This is a genomic window from Janthinobacterium sp. 1_2014MBL_MicDiv (assembly GCF_001865675.1).
Lineage (GTDB): Bacteria > Pseudomonadota > Gammaproteobacteria > Burkholderiales > Burkholderiaceae_D > Janthinobacterium.
Window position 1 is genome coordinate 5056523 of the sequence record NZ_CP011319.1, and the last position, 25204, is coordinate 5081726.

Below are 25204 nucleotides of genomic sequence, written 5' to 3' on the forward strand. Positions count from 1 at the left end.
GGCCTCATGCTTCGGATATCGCCAAAATCACAAACGCTCCAAACAGGGACACAGATATATCCAGACTCGTCGATATCTTGTGCGTATCCCCAAAATTTGACCGCCTAATCGGTAATGGCGAACAACTCCATCCGCAGTTCCGTGAAGGTGCCAGGCGCATAAATGGCTATCGCCTGGGCCTTCATCATGGCCTCGTAAAGTTCACTACGATAATCAATCGAGAAGTAATAGGCGTTCGGACGAACCGGCACCTCCATCGGCACCTGGGCCATGTGCACCAACTGCAGTCCGGGCAAGGCACTGCGAATCAGCGCCTCGATATCGTGCGGCGATGCAATTTTTAACTGACGCGGTACCTCCGCGACCAGATTGAGTGCAGGCATATTGGCGGTGACGGCAAGATATAAGCCAGCTTTCCGGTCCATCAGCGTGGCATCAATTTTCCCCTGATGGTACGGGCCTTGTTCCTTGTCGAAAGTCAGGGGAATGACGACATATCTCGACGAAACTACGGTATCGAGCAATTCACAAATGATGGCGTTCAGCGCATCGAATCCAGGAGCTGGATTCTCATGGTCATAGATGGGCAAATCTGCTACCGAATATTTTCGGGAAAACGCCATCAGACCGCCTGCGAGCACCATCAGTTTGTCGAACAGACGCTCTGGATGGCAGTGTCCCGATCTGGCGCAATGGGCAAGGGATGCGTTCGCGGCGCTCACAGTGCTGAGCATCCAGAATGAGGAAACGTCACCACTGTGAGCCTCAATGGCGTTTCCACGCGGTTGCCGTTGCAAACGGTAGAGTGCCTCGGCTTTGGCGGTCAACTTGACGAGCAAGCTTCGCAGCATTTCCCGCATGACAGGATCAACGTCGGCCGACAGACTCGGCGCCATGAAGGTCGGGTCGATTTCAAAGGTGCTGTCCTCTTTGCGGCGCACCTTCACTACCGGAATACAGTCGTAGGCATCGCGCATCTCGAGATGCGCTAGCAAACGCAGTTTTTTTCTCATGTAAGAAACGTTGGAGCTGAGCGCATCGGTGTAGAGGTCCAGCGTTTGTGCGTCGAATGACGAGTAACGGGTATCAGCGTGCCGCGCCTCGCTACTGGCCAAATTGCCACCATGTGTATTGATGACCGGCAGAGCCGCGTAAAAAACAAAGCTTTGCTCATCTGCGGGCAGCTTGCTCAAATCTATCGCCAAGGGTAATTCGTCGGACAGCGGTGCCTGGTAGATTTCCCCATCCTTGAAAATCAGGGTCAATGCCTGCGCATACAGCATGTTGTTGGGCACGCCTTCAATACTCCACCGTGCAAGCTGAACGCCCCAGGCATAGGGATTGATGGCCGAGGCGATATGCCGCAACCGGGTTTCGTGATACAAGTCCAACTGCTGAAAATGCTGTGCATCAAGCGTAAGGCCTTCGGCCCACAAAACTTTTGATGAGATGCTCATGCTCTCTCCCTTGGGATACATTGCTCGCCAATAGAGTTTGACGCTGCATTGAGGAAACTCATTGAGTTTTCGCAAAAAAATGTTCCAGGTCCGAGCATTACCACGATGGCAGCGCACAAAGCCCGCCGCTGTCGCCAGCATTGCGCAACCGCAATATATTCGCCATCACTTGATTGATACTTGATCATCTGCACACGGCTTTCGTCCGTGGCGCTCAATAACAGCCTGATGGGGGGGGGAGCGTGATGGAGGATCTGTTGCCGTACTTCGAGCGTGAGCTGATGTATCTGCGCCGCCTCGGCCGCGAATTTCACGAGCGCTATCCGAGAGTGGGTAGCGCGCTGCAGCTCAGCGACGATACCTGCCCTGACCCGCATGTCGAACAACTGATACAGTCCGTCGCGCTGCTTTCCGCACGGGTGGCGAAACGGCTGGACGACAGCTATCCGGAATTGACCGAGGCGCTGCTCGAGGCGCTGTTTCCGCACTACCTCAGACCATTTCCCTCCTGCGCGATAGTGTGCGCCACTTACCCTTCCATCAAGTCGGCGGGCGAAGCACCGGTACTGGCCATTCCGCGCGGTACCGAGATGGACTCTGGCGCAGTTGACGGCGTACGCTGCAGTTTCAAGACCGCCTATCCCATTGCGCTCTCGCCAGTGACGCTGGCCGCCGCCCGGTTCGACGCAGTGATACGCCCCCCGTCCAGCCTCGCCCTGCCTGCATCTGCCAGCGCGGCACTGAGCATCGTCCTCGAGGGCGCCGTGCCGGCCAAGCTCCCCTTCTTGCGCATCTTCATCGATGGCGAGCCCTCGTTTTGCGCAGCCCTGCGCGACGCACTCTTCACGCACGCCGTGTGCGCCTATGTTGAAGCCGAGCCGGGGCACTGGACGCCGTTGGCGGCCGTGCCACTTGCACCGGTCGGTTTCGCCGAGGACGAGGCGCTCATCCCGTTCGACGCCCGCTCGCACGTGGCATACCGGGTGCTCAGCGAGTACTTTGTTTTTCCGGAAAAGTTCAATTTCTTCGACATCGACCTGGCGGCATTGCGGGCCCTGCTGCCACAGGAGTGTCGCCGCTTTACGCTCCATGTAGCCTTGGCCGGACTACGGCCAGATTCCTCCCGCACCCGCATGCTGGCCAGCTTGTCGGAGACGAATTTTCTGCTCGGTTGCAGTCCGGTGGTCAACCTGTTCCAGCGTCCGGGACAACCGATATCCGTGACACAGTTGACCGCCGATTATGCGGTGGTGGCGGACGCCGCACACGCGAAATCGTTTGAGGTGTACTCGATAGACTCGGTCAAGATGGTGCGCCGGCGCGGGCAGAAGGAAGTGGTGACGGAATTCCGGCCGTTTTATTCGCTGCGCCACGGCGAGGAGGCGACCGCAAAGAATGGGCATTACTGGATGCTGCGCCACGATGCCGAATTGGCTGCCCTCAGCCCCGGCCATGAAAAGCGCATCACCCTGATTGACGGCGACTTCAATCCCATGGAAGTCGAAAAAACGAGCCTGTCGATTGCGCTGAGCTGCACCAACAGTGACTTTCCCAACTCGCTGAAATACGGCCAGGCCGGCGGCGACCTGACGCCCCTGCGCGATGCCGACAGCTACTCGGTTCGCCTTCTGCGCCGGCCGACCCGCACCTGCCGCTTTCCCAAAGGAAGCCAGCAATGGCGTTTGATTTCCCATCTGACGGTAAACCACCATGCACTGTCGCAGGGCGGACTGCCAGCCTTGCGCGAAATTCTGGCCCTGTACGACCTGCCACAGTCGCCGATTTCGCGGCGTCAGATAGAGGGCATCACCGACCTGAAACAGGTGGCGGCGGTGACGTGGATGCGACACAAGCATGGCGCCGCGCTGGTGCACGGAACCGAAATACGCATGACACTCGACGAAGAAGCTTTTGTGGGTAGCGGCTTGCTGCTGTTCGTGGAAGTCATCGACCAGTTCCTGGGCCTGTATGTGCAGGTTAACAGCTTCATCGAATTGGTCATTCTATCCAAACAATCAGATAAGGAACTGATCCGATGCAAGCCAAGAAGCGGCTACCTGAAGTTAGCGTAATCCAGCATCTGATGGATCAACCCCAGCAGTTCCAGTTTGTCCAGGCCATGCGCATCCTGGTACGCTGGCTGCGTCAGACCGGCCTCTGTTGCGATGACGAGCAAGCGCTGTCTCATGTGCTGCGTTTTCAGAACAGCCTGTCGCTGAGTTTTCCAGCCAGCCCAATCGAGGCACTGAGGACAGAACCGGCAAGGTACGAGACCGATATCGAGCTGCTGCAGGCCATGCGGAAGGTGCCGGGCGCGAAGATACTTCTGACGCCCGCGTTCCTGGGGCTCCTTGGTCTGAACGCTGGCATGCCTTTACATCGCACGGAGCGGATGGTCGCCGCGCAACGCTGGAAAGGGGAAGATAGCGCCCGTGCGTTTATCGACTTGTTGTCCCAGCGCATGGTGGCTATGTTTTTTCAAGCCTGGGGCAAGTATCGTCTGGAGCACCAGTTCGACATGGGTGGAAAAGATGGCCAGTTGCCGCTGTTGACAGCCCTGGCGGGTATCCACCATGACGCGCTACCTGACGGCACTGACGATGCGGCTTGCGAGATGGCAGGGTTCCATGCTGTCTTGCTGCGCACCAGACCAGTGGCGGCAAGCTCGGTCTCGCGCGTATTGACGCATCACTTCGGTGTACCTGTCGAGCTTGAACCTTTCGTCGAAGCCTGGGACCTCATCCCGAAAAACAAACGCAGCAAGCTCGGTGCCGGAGTTGCCAAGCTGGGATACGGCGCAGTGCTGGGCGGGCGGTTACGCAGGAGGGATCTGCGCGTCAGGCTGAACATCGGCCCACTCGACAAGGCCGACGCCGAGCGTTTTCTCCCACGCGGCAGCGCTGCCGTAGCGCTGGCGCAAAGGGTCAAAATGTTCGCATTGCCAAATTTGCAGTTCGAGGTACGGATTTTATTCAAACCGCCGTGCCTGCAGCGCCTCATCCTGACGAGCGAACCTGGTGCGGGGCGACGCCTGAATTGGGACGCCTTTCTGCTGCGACAAGATGGCAACGTTTCCAGAAACACCGCCGGCTATTTGCTACGTTTCAAGGAGGCTGCATGATACGCAACACGATGGACGATGGCATCGCGGCGCTGTCCGTATTCGGTGCCCAATCGCAGGCCAATCGACTGATGCGGATGGACTTCCCGCAGAAGGATGGGCCTGCAAACACCGTCATGCTGATCAACAAGATGTGGATGCGGGAAGAGTTGTCGCGCGATTTCCGTATTCAGGCCGAAGTCTTGTCGGACGACACGGGTATCTCCCTCAAAAGCATGATGGGAAGGATGGTCACCATTTCACTGGTGCGCGAGAACGGCAGCCTGCGCTATCTGAACGGTTATGTCGGGACTTTCCGCTTTATGCGCACCGATGGCGGCTTTGCCTACTACGAGATGGTGCTGTCGCCCTGGCTGGCCTTCGCCAGGCTGCGCAAGGACAACGTCTCCTTTCACCACCGCAGCATCATCGAATTGACTGAAGCCACTCTCGGGCACTATCGCCAGCGTGACTGGAAGACCAGACTGGGCCCCGGCTACGACGACAAGAAACTCAGCTGCGCCAACCAGCATAACGAGACGGACTACAACCATCTGCACCGCCGCTGGGAAGATGCGGGGCTGTATTACCACTACGAACATCGGGTCGACGGCCACACGCTGATTCTCAGCGATAACTCCACCCTGGCCGAACCCATTGACGACGCCCATGTCGCCGATGCAGCTGACCTGATGCAGTTCCGCGCCCAGGCAGGGGCCGAAGAGGCCGACGGGATTGACGACTGGCAAGCGGTACGTGAACTCGGCTCCGGAAAACTGACACTGGCAAGTTTCAACTACAAGAGCCCCCGTGCGCAACGGGTCAATGGGAGTTCCCTGAACGAGCAAGGTGACGTGGACGTCTATGAGCTCTACGAAAACACCGGTTCCTACGGCTATCCGAATCTGCGTGACGGCGAGGCCCTGGCGCAGCGCCGCATGGAAGAGCATGACCAGCGCACCCAGTATTTCGAAGCGGGCGGCAACGACCGCGCCGCGCAACCCGGCCGCACGTTCAAGTTGAAAGGCCACTTCAGTGCGCAAGTCAGGGCGCCCGCACCAGGCAAGGACAGGCAAGCAGACATCGGTGCGCGCGACTATCTCATCGTATCTGTCGAACATACCGCGAGCAATAATTATCCCGCCGGTCCGGATGGCAAGTCGGAGTACAGCAACACGCTCGCCTGCATATGCCGCGACATACGCTGGCGGCCGGGGCGTCAGCATAACAGCGTGCCGTGTCACCATCCCGGCGCGCAGACGGCCATCGTCGTCGGCCCCCCCGGCGAGGACATTTATACCGATGAACTGGCCCGTATCAAACTGCAATTTCACTGGGACCGGCTGGGTACATTTGACCAGGCCAGCTCGCCCTGGATACGCGTCATGATGCCCATGGCCGGCCAGTATTTCGGCCAGATGTGCCTGCCACGCATCGGTCAGGAGGTGGTCGTGCATTTCCTCGATGGAAATATGGACCACCCCATCGTTGTCGGCGTCGTCTACAACCGCGACAACATGCCACCCTGGCATTTGCCCGCCCAGCGGGCGCTGGCTGGTATGCGCAGCCGCGAATTGAAAAGCGGCGGCGACGGCAACAGCAACCATCTTGTAATGGATGACACCAAGGGCTTTCTTCAGGCCCAGCTCAAGAGCGACCACGAGCACAGCCAGCTGTCGCTGGGCAGCATTACCCGCATTGAAACGTCCGACGGCCGCATGGATGCGCGCGGCGAAGGCTGGGAGCTGGCGACCAATGCCTGGGGCGTGGCGCGCGCGAACCGGGGCATGCTGATCACTACCGAAGCGCGGCCCAACGGCGCCTCGCACATCAAGGACATGGGTGAAACACAATTGCGCTTGAGCACCGCCTATGCCCAGCAGGAAGCATTGGTAAAGCTGGCCCAGCAATCAGGGGCACAGGACGGCGAGGATCAGGCCAGGACGGTGGCCGCCATCAAGGCGCAGAACGACAGCATCAAGGGCGGCGCAGGCGCCAAAGGGAGCTTTCCCCAACTGGCTGCACCGCATCTGGTGCTGGCCAGTCCCGCTGGCATCGAAAGCACTACCCGGGGCAGCACCCATCTGGCCAGCGATCAGCATACGGCCATCACCACCGGGCAGGACCTTTCCATTGCCAGCGGCGGCAGCCTGTTCGCCAGCGTGCGGCAAGCGCTGCGTTTGTTCGTCCAGAAGGCCGGCATGCGGCTGATCGCGGCAGCCGGCGATATCGATGTGCGGGCCTTGACAGACAGCGTCAACATCCTTGCCAAACTCAACATCACGCACACGGCCAACCGCATCACCATCAGCGCCAAGGAAGAGGTAGTGATCAACGGCGGCGGCAGCTATGCCAAATTCAGCGCAGGCGGCATCGAACAAGGCACCAACGGCACCTTTGTCGCGCATGCAGCCAAGCACAGCCTGCCTGGACCGAAAAACCTGCAGATGGCTCAGGTGCAACCGCCGCAGGCCAAGCTTGCGGGAGCTGGTACGTTTCATTTGAACAGCCATCCGGCTGCGGGCGGCGCCCTCAATTCTCGCTTGCCCTACAAACTCTATAAGGATGGCGCGCTGACGGAACACGGGGTCTTTGACGACGATGGCAACATGACTTTCCAGCACGAGCTGGAAAAGCAGTCCACCTACGAGTTGGAGCTCCCCAACGGCAACCGCTATACCATCGCGCCGAACCCACATGACGAAAAACAGGAAATGAGCGCTGGCATCGGGTACCACGGGTACGCCAATTCGGGCGGGGCTGCCAACGAGGGCTACGCGACGCTGGAACAGAGTCGTGTGCTGTCAAATCCAGCATTGGACGACGGCGAAGATTCATCCGAAGCATGACGCCATCGCATACTTCTTTAAGGAATGCACCATGAGTGCCATGAACAGCAACGTCGACCTCTACAAGCAAACGCTATCCTATCGCGACAACGACGCGCCCTACCAATGTCTCGCACAGCCTTGGTTTGTTCATGTTCCATATCCCGTCCATCCGCCGCGTTATCGCTGTTTTATTGAACCATTAATTTGCGGAGAAGCGGTCTTTAGAAAAATAGCGAAGGACTTGGAAAGCGCCAAGCATAGCGTCGATATCATCACATGGGGATTCGACCCTGGCATGGTGCTCGTGCGTGGGAAGAGCGCCGAGGATGGGATACGTTATGGAGATTTGCTGAAGAAGATTGCCTCGCACAAGCACAATCCGGTCAAAGTTCGTTTGCTGGTATGGCACGACAGCGCCGTGACGCAAAAGGTAATGAAAAACAATCCTGGCTACTACGGAAGACGATTTCCAAATATCGGATGCGCCCAGGGCGGTTACTTTAGCGAATCGCACCAAGCTTATAACACCGAATGGTATGCGCAGGTTTGCGACGACGCGATACCGAATATTCATTTTCATGTGCGCAAAGTTCCCGTCAATTTATTAAATAATTCATTGTCGGGAGAGCTGGCGCCCACTGGTTTTATGGCGCAGGTAACCCAAACGTTTGCCACGCACCACCAGAAAATGCTGTTGATTGACTATGAAAATCCGGTCAATGCGATAGGTTACGTGATGGGACATAATTCCGTCACCGACTTCTGGGACACGTCAGAGCACCACTTCCGCGACATCAGGCGCGAGCGTATCTACCACATGGAGCATGTGGCGCTACAGAAGGCGGCATGGAAAGAAGGCGAGTGTTATGACAGTGCCGGTCCAGGATACCAATTGAGCTCGCTGCAGCAGGCGGCCAAGGAGCGGCTTGTCCAATCATACATCGACAAAAATAGCCATGTGGTGAAACCGTATCAGGATGTGTCCTGTCGCTTGCATGGTCCGATTCTCTACGACCTCAATCATAATTTCTGCCAAGCGTGGGAAAAGTCAACCAGGCCTACCTCTCTCTTCATGGACACGGCTTGGTTCTTTAATCCGCCAATCAAGCGTATCGTTAGGAAAGCTCGAGACTGGCTTCATGATGAGATGGATCCGGAGTTCGTCGCGCGGCGCGCGAGAATACCATTGAGCGCATTCAAACTACAAAATGGCTTACACAATGTACAACTGCTGCGCACCGAGCCGCAGCATACAGAGAAGGCCATTAAGGAATGCTACGCCAACCTGACCCGGCAGACTCTTCGCTATATCTTCATACAAAACCAGTACATTCAGTACACGCCCTGGGCGGAGCATCTTATCGAATGCGTGGGCCGCCTGCGTTCGGCCGGCTACCTGAAGCCGATATATGTATTCATCCTGACCTCCACCCCGGAAAATGATGGCATGGACGTGCCGACCTACGATGTAGTCAGCAAGGTGGGCAGGAGCGAGACAATGAAGGTGGAGCACGAAGAGGCTTTGAAGTTGGCGCGGGAGAAAAAGACCAAACCGCCGATTACCGCAGAAGAACTGGCCGAGCGTGGCATCAACGTTTTTATGGGGTCGCTTTGGACTTGCGCCAGAGACAAAGACAGGCTGCAAGCGACGGACTATGAAGAAATCTACATCCACGCCAAGGTGACGATTGTGGATGACGCCGCGTTCACGATAGGCTCGGCCAACCTGAATCTCCGCAGTATGGCTCTAGATAGCGAGCTTAACGTGTTGAGTGAGGCGAAGGAGGTAGCGTTTCAATTGCGCTGTGATTTGTTCAGCCAGTGCTCTGGGTTGGCGGGGCCGGCGCAGTTTGGGGATATGACAAGCACGTTCGACGACTGGCAAGATATTGCGACGGCGAACACCGACTGTAAGACATTGAGAACAAAACTTAAAAGTCAGTTGTTACCGTTTTACGTGGACCGCAAACCTGGATCTCCGCTCGTCTAACCATGAGCAAAACGCGGATACGTTGGATATATGCCACTGCTCTGCTGGTGGGGTTGGCTATTGGCGCAGTTTCCCTCAACAACTACTTCAAGGAGCGAGCTTTGCATACCCTGCCATATGGATTCCAGAAGTTCAGTCTGTCTGACCCGCTACCCGCATGCGCCCGCTGGAAAGACCACATGCCGTCGACCCGCGACCCGGCAGCATACCGGCTATATATCGAGGCTCGCAAGATATGGCGTAGCAAGATAGCGTGGCAATTCACACGAGAGGAGGCCACGCTTATACTCACCGACGTAAAAAAGGCGGCCGATTTGGGCGACTGGGGAGCGCGTGCACTAATGGCGCATTTTTATCTGCACGGACTCGGTGCTCTCGAATCCAATCATGTTCTTGATGCAAACCCTGAGAAAAGTGTCGAAATCACTCGCATGGCGGCCAAGGCGATGCAACCGTGGGGGCTATATGACCTCGGTGTCGCGTACGAGCATGGTTATGGCGGTGCACACTACGACCTCGATTTGGCTTGGGCATACTACCTGAGGGCGGCCCAGCTCGGCAGTCCGGAGGCACAGATGGCGTTAGCCCAGGCCTATAGCGATGCTGGACGATTAGGCGATGAAGAAACTATGTTGCAATGTGCCTACGAACAGAGACATGGGCCGGCGGCATATAAGTTGGCTATGCGGGAACGAACTCATAATGAATATGGAAAGGCGATACAGATATACCAACAAGGCTTGAAATACGGGAGTAAAGATTGTGCTGCCGCACTTAAATTGTTATTTATGAGAGGGCACTGGCCCAATCCTCTTGATGAAGAGGTAAAAATTTTGCAAAAATTCAGCATCGCACGAGATACCGAGCGTGAGAATCGTTACAACGCCATCTACGACGCATTGGGAATCAATCCCGACCTGAAACTGAGCCGGCTCGACCAAGTGCTTCCGTTGCCTCCTGCAAAGTTGCCACCCTGGTCTGGTGTCGAGGACGCGGTCGAGCCAGAGTCCTACGACAAACCCACGTACTGAGCCAACCAGGAGAAGCCCATGACCCTGAAAATCATCACCGTCGGCGACGCCACCGACCATGGCGGGAAAGTCATCAGTGGCTCACCCACGCACGATATCGGTGGCAAGGCAATTGCGCGGCTGGGCGACGACGTCATGTGTCCACAACGCTATCCCGGTGGCGCACCGCATGGCGTCAATAAAATTGTGACCGCCCACGAGACCCTGACCGCAGGAGGGATTCCGGTGGCCGTACATGGCTGCAAGACGGCGTGCGGATGCTCGCTCATCGGCAGGGTCAACGCGACAGTGGAATAGCTGGCCATTGCCATCTTTACCCACCAGCGCATCTGCCTGCGCCGGGCAATCCTTGACCTGCGTGTTGGCGCCTTGTTGAAAAGCATGATATTAATTGAGCAATTAATTAAATACCTACTTTGCGCAAGGATCAGCTCGACATGTCTTTCCTGATAGTCCTGGCCGCTCTGGCCTTCCTGATGCTGGCCGCCTACCGCGGCTACAGTGTGATCCTGTTTGCGCCCGTCGCCGCGCTCGGCGCCGTGCTGCTGACCGATCCGTCGGCCGTGCCGGCCGTCTTCAGCGGCATCTTCATGGAAAAGATGGTGGGCTTCATCAAGCTGTACTTCCCCGTGTTCCTGCTGGGCGCCGTGTTCGGCAAGCTGATCGAACTGTCCGGCTTTTCCCAGTCCATCGTCGTGGCGGCCATCCGCTATATCGGCAGTTCGCGCGCGAATGCCGTCATCGTCGCCGTGTGCGCCGCGCTGACTTATGGCGGCGTGTCGCTGTTCGTCGTGGTGTTCGCCGTCTATCCGTTCGCGGCCGAGCTGTATCGTCAAAGCAATATTCCCAAGCGCCTGATGCCGGGCGCCATTGCTCTCGGTGCGTTCTCGTTTACCATGGACACCCTGCCGGGCACGCCGCAAATCCAGAACATCATCCCCACCACCTTCTTCAACACGACGGGCTGGGCCGCGCCGTGGCTGGGCACGATAGGCTCGGTGCTGACGGTGGCCATGGGACTGGCCTTCCTCGAATGGCGGCGGCGCTCCGTCATGGCGACGGGCGAAGGCTATGGCGTCGAGGCGGAACAGGCCAAGGCCGGCTCGGGCGACTTGCCCCATCCCCTGCTGTCGGTGGCGCCCTTGGTACTGGTGGGTGTGGCCAACTTTGCGCTGACCAAGCTAATTCCCCACTGGTATGGCGACAGCTACGTGCTCGGCGCCGAAGCGCTGCCGGGCTTGCACGCGCCCGTGACGACGGCAATCGCTTCCGTCACCGGCATCTGGGCCGTGGAGGGCGCCTTGCTGCTGGGTATCTTGCTCGTCTGCGTGACGGCCTTCGGACGCATCCGCGCCGCCTTTGCCGAAGGCACCAAGGCGGCCGTGGGCGGCGCCCTGCTGGCGGCCATGAATACGGCGTCCGAATATGGCTTTGGCGGCGTCATCGCGGCACTGCCCGGTTTCCTTGCCGTCAGCAACACCTTGCGCAGCGTGCCCGATCCGCTCGTCAACGCAGCCGTCTCCGTGACGACCCTGGCCGGCATCACCGGCTCCGCGTCGGGCGGCATGAGCATCGCATTGGCCGCCATGTCGGACAGTTTCATCCAGGCGGCGCAGCAAGCCCACATCCCGCTCGAAGTGCTGCACCGCGTGGTGGCGATGGCCAGCGGCGGCATGGACACCTTGCCACACAACGGCGCCGTGATTACCCTGCTGGCCGTCACGGGCCTCACGCACCGCCAGTCCTACCGCGACATTTTCGGCATCACCGTCATCAAGACGGTGGCCGTGTTCCTCGTCATCGCCGTGTACTACCTGACGGGACTGGTGTAAGGGCTGGGGCCAGCTACGGCCGCGGAGACGAGGCCGGCTTGGCCACGGCCTGCGGCGACTTGAACAGGTGGCTGATGCCCATGGTCAGCAGCGGGCCAGCCAGCGCCAGGTAGGAGCTGTCGACGCCGTACGGATTGCCCGCCAGGAACCAGCCGATGGTGGCCACCACCGAGACGATCACGCCGACAAAGGCGCCGCGCGGCGTGCCGAACTTCGGCGCATAGAAAGCCATCAGCACCAGCACGGCCAGGGTGGCGCGCAGGGCCTTGCCGAGGAAGGCGATCATCAGCAGTTTTTCCGCATACAGGGCCAGCACCAGCGGCAGCAGGCCGGCCACGACGATCGCGATGCGCAGGAACAGCATCGATTTCGCGTCATTTTTCGCCTTGTTGTACCACGGGTCATAAAAATCCTTCATGGCCAGCGTGGCCGATGCCAGCGTGGTGGCGGAAATGCCGCCGAACAGGGCGCCGGCCAGGCCGACGATCATGATGCTGGCGGAAAAGGCCGGCATGTGGGCGATCAGGGTCGGGAAGGCGTCGATCGACTTCATGCCCGGATACAGCACGGCGCTGCACATGCCGATCAGCGCGGCCATCAGGCCGAACGGGATCATCAGCGACGACACGTAATAGCAGGCGCGCTTGGCCACGGCCGGGTTGTCCGTGCTGACCAGGGCCTGGATCACGTATTGCGTGGCGAAGATGGAACCGATGCCGCCTATCATCCAGGCGATGATCTGGCCCCAGCCGATCTCGACCCAGTTGAACATCTTGGCCGGCAGCTGCGCCTGCAGCGCGCCGATGCCGCCCGTCGCTTCCAGCGCATACGCGAGCGCCAGGATCACGCCCAGGTATTTGACGATGGAATGGGCGAAATTGGTGTACACGACCGAACGCATGCCGCCCAGGCTGACATAGATCACGGTGATGGCGCCCACCAGCAGGATGGCCACGGTTTTATTGATATGCAACACGGCGGCCAGCACGGCGCCGCCGCTCGCGTACAGGGCGACGGCCACGATGCCCAGCGCGACGATGGTGAGGATGGAGGCCGCATAACGCACGGGCTCGCCGTAGGTCTGCGCCAGGATGCCGGAAATCGTCGATTGCCCGCTCTCCTTGTATTTCCGGACCAGCACGATCGCCAGCAGCAGGAAGCCCAGCGACAGCGCCACCAGGTTCCAGGCGGCGGAAATGCCCAGTTCATAACCCTTTTGCGCCGTGCCGATGCTAACGGAACTGCCGATGAATTCGGACAGCAGCAATGCGCCGATCAGGAAGGCCGGATAATTGCGACCGCCGGCCGTCATGCCTTCGCTGTTGTTGGCATGCTTGCGCACGCTATAAGTAATGTACGACATGAGGGCGAAATAACTCACCGTGACTGCCGCGATGATGATCAATCTGTTTTCCATCCGTCTACTCCAAGTCTGCTTTTCTTATTATTATTTTTCAAGAAAGCCTCCCCTGCCGCATACCGGACCTGCCGGCGGCGGTGCTCAGGGGCAAAGCAAATTCTTGCCGTACCGATATGGTACGGCAAGCCTTACAACAAGAATGCGCGCAGCTGGGCCGTGAACAGGTCCGCCGCCTCGACGTTTGAAATATGCGAGGCGGGCAGGCTTGCCAGGCGGGCGCCGGCGACCTGCTGCTGCAGCCAGCGCCCGTCATCGATGGTGGTCACGGGATCGTGCTCGCCGGCGATGATCAGGGTCGGCACGCCGAGCGTAGCGACGGCTGCGCGCAAGTCGGCCCGGGCCAGCGCTTCGCAGCACGCCGCATAGCCGCCGGCATCCTGCCCGCGCAGGGTGGCCACCATACCCGCCACCGTATCCGTTTCGCGCCCGATGAACGGCGGCGTGAACCAGCGCGCGGCGGCGCCATCGGCCACGGTGCCCATGCCGTCGCGCCGCACTTGCTGCGCCCGCGCCAGCCAGGCGTCGGCCGTGCCGATGCGCGCCGCCGTATTCGCCAGGACCAGTTTATGCAGGCGCTGCGGATGGTGGATGCCCAGCCACTGGCCCGTCAGGCCGCCCATCGAGATGCCGCAGAACGCGGCGCGCGCGATCTCCAGGTGGTCGAGCAGCGCCACCACGTCCAGGCCCAGCTCGTCGATGCCGAACGGCGCGCCGCCGGCGGACTGGCCATGGCCGCGCGCGTCATAGCGCACGACAAAAAACCGGGAAGCCAGCGCCGCCGCCTGGGCATCCCACATGGACAGGTCCGTGCCAAGCGAGTTCGACAGGACCAGGCAGGGATTGCCGCGCTGTCCATCGGTGCGGTAATGCAGGCGCGTAGCGTCCGCGCTGAGCGTATTCACGATAGTGTGCGTCATAGAATGTTTCCTTTGATCATGCCAGGGTGCGCATCAGGAATCGTCGCCGCGAACCGAGGAAGGATGGCGGCACAGCGGCATCACCTCGATCTGCATGTAGGGAAACAGTGGAAGCGAGGTCAGCAAATTGTGCAGCTCGTCCACGCTGTCCACGTCGAAGACGCTGATGTTGGCGTACTGGCCGGCGATGCGCCACAGGTGGCGCCACTTGCCCTCGTGCTGCAGGCGCTGCGCCAGTTCCTTTTCCGTCTGCTTCAGCAGCGCCGCCTGCTCGGCCGGCATGCTCACGGGCAGGTTCACGTTCATGCGTACATGGAATAACATGGTTTCTCCTTTATTGACGCTGCATGGCGCGCAGCCTGTCCATATCGATATCGACGCCCAGGCCCGGCCCCGTCGGCACTTGCAGCATGAAGTCGCGGTACACGAGCGGTTCGCGCAAGACTTCCTGCGTCAGCAGCAGGGGGCCAAACAGTTCCGTGCCCCAGGCCAGTTCGGCAAACGTGGCGCAGACGTGGGCCGTGGCGGCCGTGCCGATGCCGCCTTCGAGCATGGTGCCGCCGTACAGGCCGACGCCAGCCAGGCGCGCCACGGTGGCCACTTCCAGTGCGGGCAGCAGGCCGCCGGACTGGGTGATCTTGACGGCATACACGTCGGCGGCATCGGCCTGGGCCAGCGCCAGCGCATCGGCGGGGCCGTGCAAGGCTTCGTCGGCCATGATGGCCACGTCGAAGCGCTGCGTCAGGCGCGCCAGCGCGGCGCGGTTGCCGGCCTTGACGGGCTGCTCGATCAGGTCGATGCCGCCCGCTTCCAGCGCGGCGATGCCGCGCACGGCGTCCGTCTCGCTCCATGCCTGGTTGACGTCGACGCGCACGCTGGCGCGCTCGCCGAGCGCCCGCTTGATCTCCAGCACATGGGCCACGTCATCCATCACGTCGCGCAAGCCGATCTTCAGCTTGAAGATGCGGTGGCGGCGCAGGTCGAGCATTTTTTCCGCTTCGGCGATGTCGCGCACGGTGTCGCCGCTGGCCAGCACCCAGGCCACGGGCAGCGCATCGCGCACGCGGCCGCCCAGCAATTCCGACAGCGGCACATTCAGGCGGCGCGCCTGCGCATCCAGCAGGGCCGTCTCGATCGCGCACTTGGCGAAGCGGTTGCCCTGGATCACCTTGCGCACGCGGGCCATGGCCTTGGCCACCTCGCTCGCTTCCATGCCGACCAGCAGCGGCGCGATATAGGTATCGATATTCGTCTTGATGCTTTCCGGGCTTTCGCCGCCGTAGCTCAAGCCGCCGATGGTGGTGGCCTCGCCCCAGCCGACGATGCCGTCGGCGCAGCGCAGCCGCACCAGCACCAGCGTTTGCGTATGCATGGTGGCGACGGAGAGCCGGTGCGGACGAATGGTCGGCACATCGACCAGGTAGGTCTCGATATTTTGAATCATATTTATTCCGTATAATCCTGAGCAGTGACGACACGATATTCCCCCATTGTCGCCACGTCCAACACCAAGTTGGTATCGAACCTATACCTGAAAGGTATGAAGATGGAATTACGGCACTTGCGCTACTTCGTCGCGGTAGCAGAGGAGAGGAACTTCACGCGGGCCGCCGAGCGCCTGCATATGGCCCAGCCGCCTCTGAGCCGGCAAATGCAGCAGCTGGAGGAAACCCTGGGCGTGGCGCTGATCGAGAAAGGCTCGCGGCCCTTGCGGCTGACGGAAGCGGGCGAGTTTTTCCTCGCCCACGCGCGGCCCCTGCTCGACCAGGTGCGCGACCTGAAGGCCATGACGCAGCGCATCGGCAAGCTCGATCGCACCCTGTCGATCGGCTTCGTCGCCTCGACCCTGTATGGGGAATTGCCCGACATCGTGCACCGCTATTGCGAGCGCCATCCCGAGGTGGACGTGACCCTGCACGAAATGACGACGGTGGAACAGTTGAAGGCGCTGAAGGAAGGGCGCATCGACGTCGGTTTCGGGCGCCTGAAAAGCGAGGATCCCAGCATCCGCCGCATCCTGCTGCGCGAAGAGCGGCTGGTGGTGGCCCTGCCGCCCGGCCACCGGCTGGTCCGGGGCGAAGGGGGATTGCGTTTGACCGAGCTGATACACGACACCCTGCTCGTCTATCCGAAGGCGCCGCGGCCCAGCTTTGCCGACCAGGTGCTGGCCATGTTCAGCGAAGGCAATGTCACGCCCGGCCCCGTCACCGAAGTGCGCGAGCTGCAAATCTCGATGGGACTGGTGGCGGCCGGCCAGGGGATTTCCATCGTGCCCGAAAGCGTGCAGGCCATGCATCACCGCAACGTCGTCTACCGCAAGCTCGACGACACGCACGCGTTTTCCCCCATCTTCTTCAGCGTGCGCCACATGGACCGCTCGCCGGAACTGGAAAACATCCTCGCCGCCGTGTATTCGATCTACGATGAACACGGCATCGCGCACGCCAAGGAAAGCCTGTAGCGCCGAAACAGCCTACAGCGGGGCGTCGACCAGCAAGGCGGGGCGCAGCGCGCGGATGCGCAGCTCCGTGAAATAGCCGCCCGCCTCGTTGTAGCGCAGATAGTGGCGGCCGCAGTTCAGGCAGCGCGCCACCTGGCTCAGGTTGGCGGGATAGTAGTGTGGCGCGATGGGCGCGTCCTCGCTGTCGTAGCGCGTGCCGTGCGGATGGTACTCGGCAAATGTCGGCTCCTCATAGGCGTCTTCGCGCAGGGTGCCGATTTCTTCAAACCGCTCCAGTTCCAGCGACGTGGGCAGGCGCTGCCAGGCGGCCAGCGGCACGGTGCAGCAGCTGCACGGCTGCGTGATGGTGGCCGACGCGGCGGCCAGGGCGGACAAGGCGGGAAAATCGATGAATAACATGGGTAGGCCAATGCAAAGGGGCAGCCCCTGGCAACGAGCCGGGCCGCGCCCTGCCATTCTAGCGCCAAACTCCTGTTCAATGTCCCATGAAGTCATTCCACTTCGGCAGCAGCACGATGCTGTTCGGATTGAGTCCCTTGTCCTTCAGGGTATCGACCTTGCCCACCACGGCTTCCTTCTTCAGGTCGATGACGGTGATCGAGCCATCGCTCATGCCCGGCAGATTGAGCAGCGCATTTTGCACGAAGGCGTAGCGGCCGTCCCTGGTGAACGCCACGTGGTGCGCGCCCTCGGCGGCGGGAATCGATTTCAGCAGCCGCGGCGTGGCGACGCCTCCCGTCAGATCGAAGATATGCAGGTGGCCCGGCTTGGCGGTGGTCAGATACAGCCGCGTGGCGCCCTTGTTGAAATACAGCTCCAGCGGCACGCCCGCCTTTTGTTCGGCAAAGTCATGCACCTGGGCCGTCTCAAAATTCTTCGTCTGCGCATTCCACGTGGCCGTCCACACAGTGCCGCCATACATGTTGGCGATGTAGGCGACGGGCGGATTGCTGCCCGGGACGAACAGGATTTCCACCGGCGCCTCGCCCGATGGCGACGGCTTCTTCGACAGCTTGTGCGTGCCCAGCACCTTGCCCGTGCTCGTTTCCACCACGCTGATCACCTCACCGGCGTCGCCCAGGTCCGTGGGGCGGATGGTGCTCGTCAACAGGGCCCGGTCGATGCCGTCGTGGATGGCCAGGCCATGCGGATACGGCGCCGGCAATTTGACGGTGCGCACGGGCTTGTCGTGCACGGCGTCGCCTTCCAGCATGGCCTGCGAGCCCATGCAGCTTAAATACCAGCGCTTGCGGTCATCCGAAAAAACGATGTCCTCGCCCACCTGGCAAGTCGGCACCTCGATCACCTTGATCGGCAAGTCCTTGTGGCGCATGTCCATCACGCGCAGCTGCGTCTTGCCCAGCGCCGTGATGTAGGCCTTGCTCATGTCGTGGTTGTAGAAAATGTGGTGCGCCACCAGGTCCGGCGACAGGGGAATGTCGCGCACGATCTTGCCGAAGTTTTTCGACTCGGGATCGACGTCGATGATGGCGATGCCCTCCTTGCGCGAGGGCGGCGCCACCGGGCTTTTCAGCGCCTTCAGGGACTCGGGCGACTTGCTTTCGTAATTGACCATGGCCAGGATTTCGGCCGATGCGGGCAGCGCGGCCAGGGCCGCCACTGCCAGTGCAAACATCCGTTTTTTATTCGTCATCGTCTCCCCTGCCTTTTTCCAAGTGTCGTCGGATCCGCCGACAGGCGATGCTTGCCGCCGGTCCGCGCCGATCATTCTACGGCGGCACTTTTTCAAACTGGCGTTTTTTTTCAGATGGCCAATGATGGAAATATTTCCTAAAATTTAAGAATGAAAAAAATCCTCCGCCCCCATCTTGCCGCTTGCTGCGCGCTGGCCTTCCTGATGCTCGCCATCTCCCCGCAAAGCCAGTCGCAGAGCGCTTCTGCGGTAAAACGGCAGGTGCGGGAACAGCGCGTTTCCATGGCCATTGTGCAGCGCAAGATCGCGGCAAAACCGCCGACTATACGGGTCAGGCAGTACGGCACAATCACGCTGGATTGGACTACCGACGAAATAGTCGATATCCATCTACACGGTTATGACCAGCTGCTGACGGTGAAACCAGGCGAGATGAAAGCCATGCGCGTCGACGCCACGGTGCCGGGCCGCTTCCCCGTTTCCGCGCACGGCTATGGCGCCCAAACGCAGGGCAAGCAGCACAAGCATCACCGCGAAGAGCCGCTGATGTACCTGGAAGTGCTGCCGCCATGACGCGGCGCCTGTTGCCCGCTGCCGGCCTGCTGGCCACGCCATGCCTCAGCCTCGCCCATGGCTTCGGCCAGCGCTACGACCTGCCGCTGCCGCTATGGCTGTACCTGACGGGCGCGGGCCTGACGGTGGCGTTGTCGTTTGCCTTCCTCGCGCTGTGGCGCCGCGATGCGCCCGCCGCGCCTTGCCAGGGCGACCATGCGCGGCTGCTCCTGCGCCGCATACCCGGCGCGCGCGCCCTCGCCTTCTTCCTGCGCCTGCTGGTGCTGGCCCTGTATGTGCTGGTGATCGTGGCGGGACTGGTGGGCGTGCAGAATCCGGTAAAGAACATCGCGCCGGCGATGGTGTGGGCCATCTGGTGGGTGGGCATGGCCTATGTCTCGGCGCTGGTCGGCGACCTGTGGGCACTCGTCAATCCGCTCGACAGCGTGGCGCGCGCGGCGCAGCGGCTTTGCCCGCGCCGGCGCGCGCCATTCGGCTGGCCCGCATGGCTCGACAGCTGGCCGGCCACGCTCCTGTTCTTCTGCTTCATCTGGATGGAGCTGAACTGGGAAGGCAGCGAACAGCCGGCCAGCCTGGCCTGGGCCATGCTGCTGTATTCGGCCTTCACGTGGGCGGGCATGGCGCTGTTCGGCCGCGCCACCTGGCTGCGCAATGCGGAAGTCTTCCACGTCGTCTTTGGCTTGCTGGCGCGCTTCGCGCCGAACACCCTGCGCGACGGCGCCTGGTACGTCCGGCCGTATGCGGCGGGCCTGCTCGTGGCGGAACCCGTGCACCGCGCGCGCCTCGTGCTGGTGATCCTGATGCTCGCCGCCGTCAGCTTCGACGGCATGATGGAAACGCAAGCGTGGTACGACATCGTCGATGCCGTCCTCGCCGTGTCGCCGGGGGCGATCGGCTGGATCACCACGGCCGCGCTGCTGCTGATGCCGGCCCTGTTCCTCGCCGTCTTCCTGCTGTTTTGCCTGCTGGTCGCCCGCTGCGGCGCCAGCGATGGCCGCCCGCCCCTGCCCCTGATGCAGGTGGCCGGCCGCTTCGTGCTGACACTGGTGCCCATCGCCATCGCCTACCACTTCGCCCATTATTTGTCCTTCCTGGCGATGGCGGGCCAGTACCTGATCCCGCTCGCATCGGATCCGCTGGGCCTGGGCTGGGACCTGTGCGGCACGCGGCTGTACTTCATCCGCCTGGGCATCGTCGACGCCAAGGCGGTGTGGTACGTGTCGCTGTTCGCCATCGTCGCCGGCCACGTGGCGGCCGTCTGGCTGGCGCACGTGTGCGCGCTGCGCCTGTTCGCCGGCCGCCGCGCCGCCCTGCGCAGCCAGTATCCGATGCTGGCCCTGATGGTGGCCTACACCCTGCTCAGTCTATGGATCATCGCCCAACCCATCGTCGGTGGCTAGCCTGCGCAAGTATCAGCTCCAGCAGCATCAGCAGCGAACCGGAGACGAGCAGCAGCGGCATCAGCGCGCACATGCCGGCCGCCGCCAGCCAGGCCAGCGGCGACGGCGAGGTCCAGGCGCCCGGCAGCAGCTTCGGCAAGCCCAGGCTGCCGGGAGCGCGACGCTTGAAGAACATCACCCAGCCCGACACCAGCGAGAACAGCACGCTGGCGCCAAACAGCAGCAGCAAGGCCTGGTTCCACCAGCCGAATTCCCCGCGATGGAAGGGGATGCCGATGGCCGTCGCCTTGCCGAACGCCGTCTGCGCATCCCAGCCCGCGTAATACAGGGGCTTGCCGCTGTAGGCATCGAATTGCAGGTCGAAGCGCAGCGTGGGCCGGCTGCGGTCAGCCATCGTGGCGCGCCACACATCCTCCTGGCTGGCCGGCGCCGTCAATTGCAGGGCGATGGCGGGCGCGTGGCTGCGCGCCACCTGCCACGCATCCTGCCAGTCCAGCGGCGCGCCATCCTCGCGCGAATGCAGGCCGCGCGGCGCGGGCGGCGGCGCCTGGCCGCTGATGTCGCGCAGCACGCGGATGCGTCCGCCCGCCTGCTGGCTCCACGTCAGCCCCGTGGCCAGGATCACGACGCTCACCAGCCCCAGCGCCACGCCGAGAAAGGCATGCCACTGGCGCCAGCCGTTCCGCCCCGTGGCGCCCTTCCTGGGCAGGCCCGTTTGCGCGCCGCGCGGCCACCACAGGATCACGCCCGTCGCCAGCATCACCACCAGCCAGCTGGCCGCCAGCTCGATCATCCAGCGCCAGCCATCGCCTTGCAGCAGGCGCGAATGCAGTTTCTTCGCCCAGTTGCCGAAACGCTCGCTACTGGCCAGCGTCCCCAGCACGGAGGCATCGTAGGGGTTCACATACACGATGACGGCTTGCGCGGGCAGGCCGAAGGCCGGCCGGGCCTTCGCCGGCATGCCATGGCCGGCGTGTTCATCGGGCGCTCCGCCCGGCGGCGCGAACGCCACCTGCACCGTGTCATCGGGACGGAAAGGCGGCACGACGTGCTGCACGGCCCAGCCACGGGGAGCCGCCGTTTCCGCCGCGGCCACGGCGGCGTCGAGGGGACGCATGGCGCCCTGCGGCACCACATGCTCGAGGTGCGCGTACAGCCTGTCCTCGACCTGCGGCGTGAACACGTACAGGATGCCCGTCAAGGTGGCCAGCAAGGCGAATGGCGAGGCGATCAGGGCGGCCCAGAAATGGATGCGCCAGTACAGGCTCTTGCGGCGCGCCAGGAGGGAAGTCGTCTGGTTCATCGGCAGCCTCACTCTACGTGGTAGTTATAGGTCAGTCCCAGCATCACGCTGCGCGGCGCGCCCGGCGTGTACTGGTTCTGGGTATTGGCCGCATAGCTGCCGACGCCCGAATAGCTGCTGCTGGCCGAATCGGCATAGCGCTTGTCCATCAGGTTGCGCACCTGCGCCCACGCCTCCCAGCTGCGCGACAGGCGATAGCTGGCGCGCAGGTTGAGCAAGGCGTGGCCTTTGTACTCCACCGTATTCGCGTTGTTCATCCAGTAGCGGCCCTGGTGCAGCACTTCCAGCGCCACCCTGGCACCAGCCACGGGCGCGTAGCCGGCTTCGAACGAGGTGATGTCGCGCGGCGCCTGCGGCATGTCGCGGCCGCTGTAGTCGAGCGTGCCGGACACCTGGTAGCGCAGGTAGCGGTGGCGCGCGACGGCCGTGGCGAAGCGCGCGTCGAACGGGCCGCTGGCGTAGTTCAAGCCTAATTCGAGGCCTTCGCTGCGGGTACGGCCCGCATTGCGGTTTTCGCTATTGCCCGGCGACAGCGTATAGCTGACGATGGTGTCGCGGCCATCGAGGCGGTACACGGCCGTATCGAGCTTCAGCCGGCCCTGCAAAAAGGCCCAGCGCAGGCCCAGCTCATAGTTGTTGTACACGGAAGGCTGCAGATCGGCGATGCCCGTCTTGCCATACAGCTGGCTGACCTCGGGCGGCGTGAAGCCCTGGCTCACATTCGCGTACACGCTGCCCGCATGCCCGATGGCGTAGGTGGCGCCCAGCTTCGGGCTGACATGCGAAAACCGCCGCGTTTCGTCGGGCGCGCCGTAATTGACGCTGCCGCCCGGCGCCAGATTGTTATGGTAGTCGTAGCGGATGGCATCCGAACGGCCGCCCAGCACTACGCGCGTGCCCGCCAGCGGCGTGAATTCCCACTGCGCGAAGAACGCCGTGTTGAGGATATCCGTCTGGTAGTCGCGCACGCCCTGCGGATTGCCCGCATTGGCCAGCGTATAGCGCAGGTAGCGGCCCGTGGCCGCGTCGCGCACGATGGCCAGGTTATCGCTGACAAAGGGATTGTCGCTCTTGTCCACGTACACGCCGGCGATCAGGCGCGAATTCAGCCACGCAAAATTCTGCTGGTGCTTGACGTCCAGACCCAGCGAATCGACGTGGTTGTTGTTGATGACGCCCTTGCACAGGCTGCCGGCGCAGCTGCCGATGGAATAGGCCGGCAACTGCCCATGGTCGTTCTTGCGCGTGAAGGCGGTGACGGTGGTCGTGCCGCCGGCCGTCGTCGCCCCTTCCCACGCTACATTCATGCGCGTGGTCTTGTCCTTGCGGTAGGTAAACGTGTTCAGGCTCTTGCCCGGATCATGGCGGTAATCGTTTTCAAACAGGCTGCCCGTCATGGCCGCGTTGAGGTCCGTGTGTACGAGCGTGGCGCGCAGTTGGGAAGTGGGACTGAGCGCATAGTCGGCGCGCAGCGAGAACGAGTCCTTGTCGCCATAGCTGTATTCCTGCCAGTTGTCGCGTGAACGGCGCGAGCTGTAGTGGGAAAAGCGCAGTCCCAGCGGCCCCCAGGTGTCGCTGGCGGCCGTGTCGTAGCGCGTAAAGCCGGCCACGCCGTCGCGCCGCACGCTGGCGCTGGCCGTCGGCGTCGCGCTGGCGCCGGCCGTGAGGAAATTCACGGCGCCGCCCACGGCATTGCTGCCATACAGCGAGGAAGCGGCCCCTTTGACCACTTCGACGCCGCTGGCGCCCGCCATGTTCATCTCGTTGAGCGAATTGTGGTTGAAGACGCCCAGCGGGCGGATGGGAATGCCATCCTCCAGGTACTGGTAGACGGCATTCGTGCCGATGGGCTGGCGGATGCTCATGCTGTGCTGCTCGTTGCCCAGGTCATTCCAGTACACGCCGGCGATGCGGTTGAGGATATCGCCCATGGTCTTGGGCTTGTCGCGCTGCAGCGTCTTTTCATTGACGACGCCGATGGCCTGCGGCGTTTCGGACAGCCACGCCTGTGCGCGCGAGCCGGAGACGACGACGGTGTCGATGACGTGATCGGATTGCGCCTGCGCGCAGGGATAAGCCACGGTGATGGCCGCGGCCAGCACCAACAGTTGTTTGTTCATGTGATTCTCGTTTAAGTATGCGGATGCGGCGCATCACGCCGGAAGGCGGACAACGCAAACATTAAAAATGCAAAAACCTAGACGAGAGCGGGCGGCGCGCGCGATTGCGCGGTGGACCAGATGAACAGCGGTGCGGGAGACTGGTAGTACAGCGCAGGCAGGATGGCCGTGCCGCCGGCGACAGGCAGCGGCAGCACGGGGCTGGGCGGCAAGCCGACGGAACCCGCATGCGTGGCACAGAAGGCGCAATGCTCCATCTGCATGGCCTTGCCGCCGGACTTGCCATCGGCAGCGCCATCGTCGGCGACCTGGACGAAACGGATGCCGGCCACCGAACAGATTTCAGCCCAGCCGGAGCCCGATTCCTGCTTGGCGTTGGCGACGGCCTGGGATATCGACGGCGCGAGCGCCGCCAGCAGGAGCGCGAAACAGGCGATCCAGGCGGCGCAGCGACGTGTGAGTGCGGTCATTCCCATGGCCACATTCTAGCAGCGGCCGGCCGGGCAGGAAAGGCGAAAATCGGCTCAGGTGGCGGGACAGGCGGCGTTGCCGGCCTCCAGGGCGCGCACCACGCCCGCCATGTCGGTGGCGATACGCGCCACGGCGCGGCGGTGGCCCGTCACCAGTTCATCGTAGCCGGCAGCCACTTTTTCATTCGCCACCGTGCGGCAAGTCACTACCTTGTTGCCAGCCAGCTGGCGTACGCTCCACACGGCGTCGATCAGCGCGTACTGCCCCATCACCGACTCGAAGCGCTGCACATTGGTGCTGATGCGGTACACGGGCAGGTTGTCCGGATGTGGCGTGCGGAACACATCGATGGCGCCCAGCTCGTTCGTCACGGCCGTCGACAGGGACTGGCCGATCTCGCCGGCCAGCGGCCCGGCCCAGCGCTGCTGCTCGAGCAATTCGATGCGGCCCGAGGGCGCCGTCACGACGAACTGGTTGCGGCTCACCTGCTGCGGCACGCTGACGGCCAGCACCTCGACATAGTATTTCACGGGTTTGGCCGGCTGCGCGTCGGCGCCGCCGCTCAGGGTATAGAAATGCTCGGGCTGCGGCGTGGAACAACCACCCAGCAGGACGGCTGTCATCAAAAGCGCAAGAATTGGCTG

The 25204-nt window shown here is 61.9% G+C and carries 21 protein-coding genes; 10 read left to right on the forward strand and 11 right to left on the reverse strand.

Translation table 11 applies throughout. The features are described 5' to 3' along the window. Positions 1–104: 104 nt before the first annotated feature. Entirely contained in the window at positions 105–1457 is a 1353-nt protein-coding gene (gene tssK / locus YQ44_RS21820) for a type VI secretion system baseplate subunit TssK (RefSeq protein ID WP_071326679.1), read from the reverse strand. A 245-nt stretch (positions 1458–1702) separates the two neighbouring features. Here tssK and tssF point away from each other — a divergent pair, with 245 nt between their 5' ends. The 7 genes from tssF (at position 1703) to YQ44_RS21855 (ending at position 12241) form a co-directional block, all read left to right on the forward strand. After that, a complete protein-coding gene (tssF, locus tag YQ44_RS21825; protein ID WP_071325179.1) occupies positions 1703–3529 on the forward strand; it encodes a type VI secretion system baseplate subunit TssF in 1827 nt (608 codons plus the stop codon). Next, positions 3493–4578, forward strand: a complete 1086-nt coding sequence (gene tssG / locus YQ44_RS21830) for a type VI secretion system baseplate subunit TssG (RefSeq protein WP_071325180.1) — start codon at positions 3493–3495, stop codon at positions 4576–4578. The genes tssF and tssG overlap by 37 nt, the downstream gene beginning before the upstream one ends. Then, complete coding sequence (locus YQ44_RS21835) at positions 4575–7406, forward strand: type VI secretion system Vgr family protein (RefSeq protein ID WP_232250964.1); 2832 nt, start codon at positions 4575–4577, stop codon at positions 7404–7406. Before tssG ends, YQ44_RS21835 begins: the two co-directional genes overlap by 4 nt. 31 nt (positions 7407–7437) lie before the next feature. Further along, positions 7438–9378, forward strand: coding sequence for a phospholipase D-like domain-containing protein (locus YQ44_RS21840; RefSeq protein ID WP_269466314.1), 1941 nt, complete (start codon positions 7438–7440; stop codon positions 9376–9378). A 179-nt stretch (positions 9379–9557) separates the two neighbouring features. Then, positions 9558–10409: a tetratricopeptide repeat protein gene (locus YQ44_RS21845; protein WP_232250965.1), complete on the forward strand. Its 852-nt coding sequence runs from the start codon at positions 9558–9560 to the stop codon at positions 10407–10409. Between the two features lie 18 nt (positions 10410–10427). Further along, positions 10428–10706, forward strand: a complete 279-nt coding sequence (locus YQ44_RS21850) for a PAAR domain-containing protein (protein ID WP_071325181.1) — start codon at positions 10428–10430, stop codon at positions 10704–10706. Between the two features lie 140 nt (positions 10707–10846). Further along, positions 10847–12241, forward strand: coding sequence for a GntP family permease (locus YQ44_RS21855; protein WP_071326683.1), 1395 nt, complete (start codon positions 10847–10849; stop codon positions 12239–12241). A gap of 13 nt (positions 12242–12254) precedes the next feature. Here YQ44_RS21855 and YQ44_RS21860 read toward each other — a convergent pair whose 3' ends face one another. The 4 genes from YQ44_RS21860 to YQ44_RS21875 form a co-directional block, all read right to left on the reverse strand. Then, positions 12255–13658 (reverse strand): sodium:solute symporter family protein, encoded by a 1404-nt coding sequence (locus YQ44_RS21860; RefSeq protein WP_071325182.1) that lies wholly within the window; start codon positions 13656–13658, stop codon positions 12255–12257. A gap of 131 nt (positions 13659–13789) precedes the next feature. Further along, on the reverse strand, positions 13790–14578 hold the full coding sequence (gene pcaD, locus YQ44_RS21865) for a 3-oxoadipate enol-lactonase (protein ID WP_071325183.1): 789 nt from the start codon (positions 14576–14578) through the stop codon (positions 13790–13792). 33 nt (positions 14579–14611) lie between these two features. Beyond that, positions 14612–14902 carry a muconolactone Delta-isomerase gene (gene catC / locus YQ44_RS21870; RefSeq protein ID WP_071325184.1) on the reverse strand — a complete coding sequence of 97 codons (291 nt, stop codon included), beginning with the start codon at positions 14900–14902 and terminating at the stop codon, positions 14612–14614. Positions 14903–14912: 10 nt separating this feature from the next. Continuing rightward, a complete protein-coding gene (locus YQ44_RS21875; RefSeq protein ID WP_071325185.1) occupies positions 14913–16022 on the reverse strand; it encodes a muconate/chloromuconate family cycloisomerase in 1110 nt (369 codons plus the stop codon). Between the two features lie 102 nt (positions 16023–16124). Here YQ44_RS21875 and YQ44_RS21880 point away from each other — a divergent pair, with 102 nt between their 5' ends. After that, positions 16125–17039: a LysR family transcriptional regulator gene (locus tag YQ44_RS21880; protein WP_071326684.1), complete on the forward strand. Its 915-nt coding sequence runs from the start codon at positions 16125–16127 to the stop codon at positions 17037–17039. A 12-nt stretch (positions 17040–17051) separates the two neighbouring features. On the opposite strand, the gene YQ44_RS21885 is transcribed toward YQ44_RS21880, so the two are convergent. Then, on the reverse strand, positions 17052–17438 hold the full coding sequence (locus YQ44_RS21885) for a hypothetical protein (RefSeq protein WP_071325186.1): 387 nt from the start codon (positions 17436–17438) through the stop codon (positions 17052–17054). 76 nt (positions 17439–17514) lie between these two features. After that, positions 17515–18675: a YncE family protein gene (locus YQ44_RS21890; RefSeq protein ID WP_198043798.1), complete on the reverse strand. Its 1161-nt coding sequence runs from the start codon at positions 18673–18675 to the stop codon at positions 17515–17517. Between the two features lie 168 nt (positions 18676–18843). Between YQ44_RS21890 and YQ44_RS21895 the strand changes: the two genes are divergently transcribed. Next, positions 18844–19266 carry a hypothetical protein gene (locus YQ44_RS21895; RefSeq protein ID WP_071325188.1) on the forward strand — a complete coding sequence of 141 codons (423 nt, stop codon included), beginning with the start codon at positions 18844–18846 and terminating at the stop codon, positions 19264–19266. After that, on the forward strand, positions 19263–20666 hold the full coding sequence (locus YQ44_RS21900) for a hypothetical protein (RefSeq protein WP_071325189.1): 1404 nt from the start codon (positions 19263–19265) through the stop codon (positions 20664–20666). The genes YQ44_RS21895 and YQ44_RS21900 overlap by 4 nt, the downstream gene beginning before the upstream one ends. Here YQ44_RS21900 and YQ44_RS21905 read toward each other — a convergent pair. From YQ44_RS21905 to YQ44_RS21920, 4 genes are all read right to left on the reverse strand, one after another. Then, positions 20638–21969, reverse strand: a complete 1332-nt coding sequence (locus YQ44_RS21905; protein ID WP_071325190.1) for a PepSY-associated TM helix domain-containing protein — start codon at positions 21967–21969, stop codon at positions 20638–20640. The two genes, YQ44_RS21900 and YQ44_RS21905, sit on opposite strands and share 29 nt — an antisense overlap. An 8-nt stretch (positions 21970–21977) precedes the next feature. Continuing rightward, positions 21978–24089, reverse strand: coding sequence for a TonB-dependent receptor (locus tag YQ44_RS21910; protein ID WP_232250966.1), 2112 nt, complete (start codon positions 24087–24089; stop codon positions 21978–21980). A 77-nt stretch (positions 24090–24166) separates the two neighbouring features. Then, positions 24167–24559: a DUF2946 domain-containing protein gene (locus YQ44_RS21915; protein WP_071325191.1), complete on the reverse strand. Its 393-nt coding sequence runs from the start codon at positions 24557–24559 to the stop codon at positions 24167–24169. A gap of 54 nt (positions 24560–24613) precedes the next feature. After that, positions 24614–25183 carry a PqiC family protein gene (locus YQ44_RS21920; protein ID WP_232250967.1) on the reverse strand — a complete coding sequence of 190 codons (570 nt, stop codon included), beginning with the start codon at positions 25181–25183 and terminating at the stop codon, positions 24614–24616. Between the last annotated feature and the right edge of the window lie 21 nt (positions 25184–25204).

Coding starts and splice junctions, on each gene's coding strand:
- YQ44_RS21895 (WP_071325188.1), top strand. CDS start 18,844: ATGAAAAAAATCCTCCGCCCCCATCTTGCCGCTTGCTGCGCGCTGGCC.
- YQ44_RS21885 (WP_071325186.1), bottom strand. CDS start 17,438: ATGTTATTCATCGATTTTCCCGCCTTGTCCGCCCTGGCCGCCGCGTCG.
- YQ44_RS21850 (WP_071325181.1), top strand. CDS start 10,428: ATGACCCTGAAAATCATCACCGTCGGCGACGCCACCGACCATGGCGGG.
- tssG (WP_071325180.1), top strand. CDS start 3,493: ATGCAAGCCAAGAAGCGGCTACCTGAAGTTAGCGTAATCCAGCATCTG.
- YQ44_RS21840 (WP_269466314.1), top strand. CDS start 7,438: ATGAGTGCCATGAACAGCAACGTCGACCTCTACAAGCAAACGCTATCC.
- YQ44_RS21855 (WP_071326683.1), top strand. CDS start 10,847: ATGTCTTTCCTGATAGTCCTGGCCGCTCTGGCCTTCCTGATGCTGGCC.
- YQ44_RS21845 (WP_232250965.1), top strand. CDS start 9,558: ATGCCGTCGACCCGCGACCCGGCAGCATACCGGCTATATATCGAGGCT.
- YQ44_RS21890 (WP_198043798.1), bottom strand. CDS start 18,675: ATGTTTGCACTGGCAGTGGCGGCCCTGGCCGCGCTGCCCGCATCGGCC.
- YQ44_RS21915 (WP_071325191.1), bottom strand. CDS start 24,559: ATGACCGCACTCACACGTCGCTGCGCCGCCTGGATCGCCTGTTTCGCG.
- YQ44_RS21880 (WP_071326684.1), top strand. CDS start 16,125: ATGGAATTACGGCACTTGCGCTACTTCGTCGCGGTAGCAGAGGAGAGG.
- YQ44_RS21900 (WP_071325189.1), top strand. CDS start 19,263: ATGACGCGGCGCCTGTTGCCCGCTGCCGGCCTGCTGGCCACGCCATGC.
- YQ44_RS21910 (WP_232250966.1), bottom strand. CDS start 24,089: ATGAACAAACAACTGTTGGTGCTGGCCGCGGCCATCACCGTGGCTTAT.
- YQ44_RS21860 (WP_071325182.1), bottom strand. CDS start 13,658: ATGGAAAACAGATTGATCATCATCGCGGCAGTCACGGTGAGTTATTTC.
- YQ44_RS21905 (WP_071325190.1), bottom strand. CDS start 21,969: ATGAACCAGACGACTTCCCTCCTGGCGCGCCGCAAGAGCCTGTACTGG.
- tssK (WP_071326679.1), bottom strand. CDS start 1,457: ATGAGCATCTCATCAAAAGTTTTGTGGGCCGAAGGCCTTACGCTTGAT.
- YQ44_RS21920 (WP_232250967.1), bottom strand. CDS start 25,183: ATGACAGCCGTCCTGCTGGGTGGTTGTTCCACGCCGCAGCCCGAGCAT.
- catC (WP_071325184.1), bottom strand. CDS start 14,902: ATGTTATTCCATGTACGCATGAACGTGAACCTGCCCGTGAGCATGCCG.
- YQ44_RS21835 (WP_232250964.1), top strand. CDS start 4,575: ATGATACGCAACACGATGGACGATGGCATCGCGGCGCTGTCCGTATTC.
- YQ44_RS21875 (WP_071325185.1), bottom strand. CDS start 16,022: ATGATTCAAAATATCGAGACCTACCTGGTCGATGTGCCGACCATTCGT.
- tssF (WP_071325179.1), top strand. CDS start 1,703: ATGGAGGATCTGTTGCCGTACTTCGAGCGTGAGCTGATGTATCTGCGC.
- pcaD (WP_071325183.1), bottom strand. CDS start 14,578: ATGACGCACACTATCGTGAATACGCTCAGCGCGGACGCTACGCGCCTG.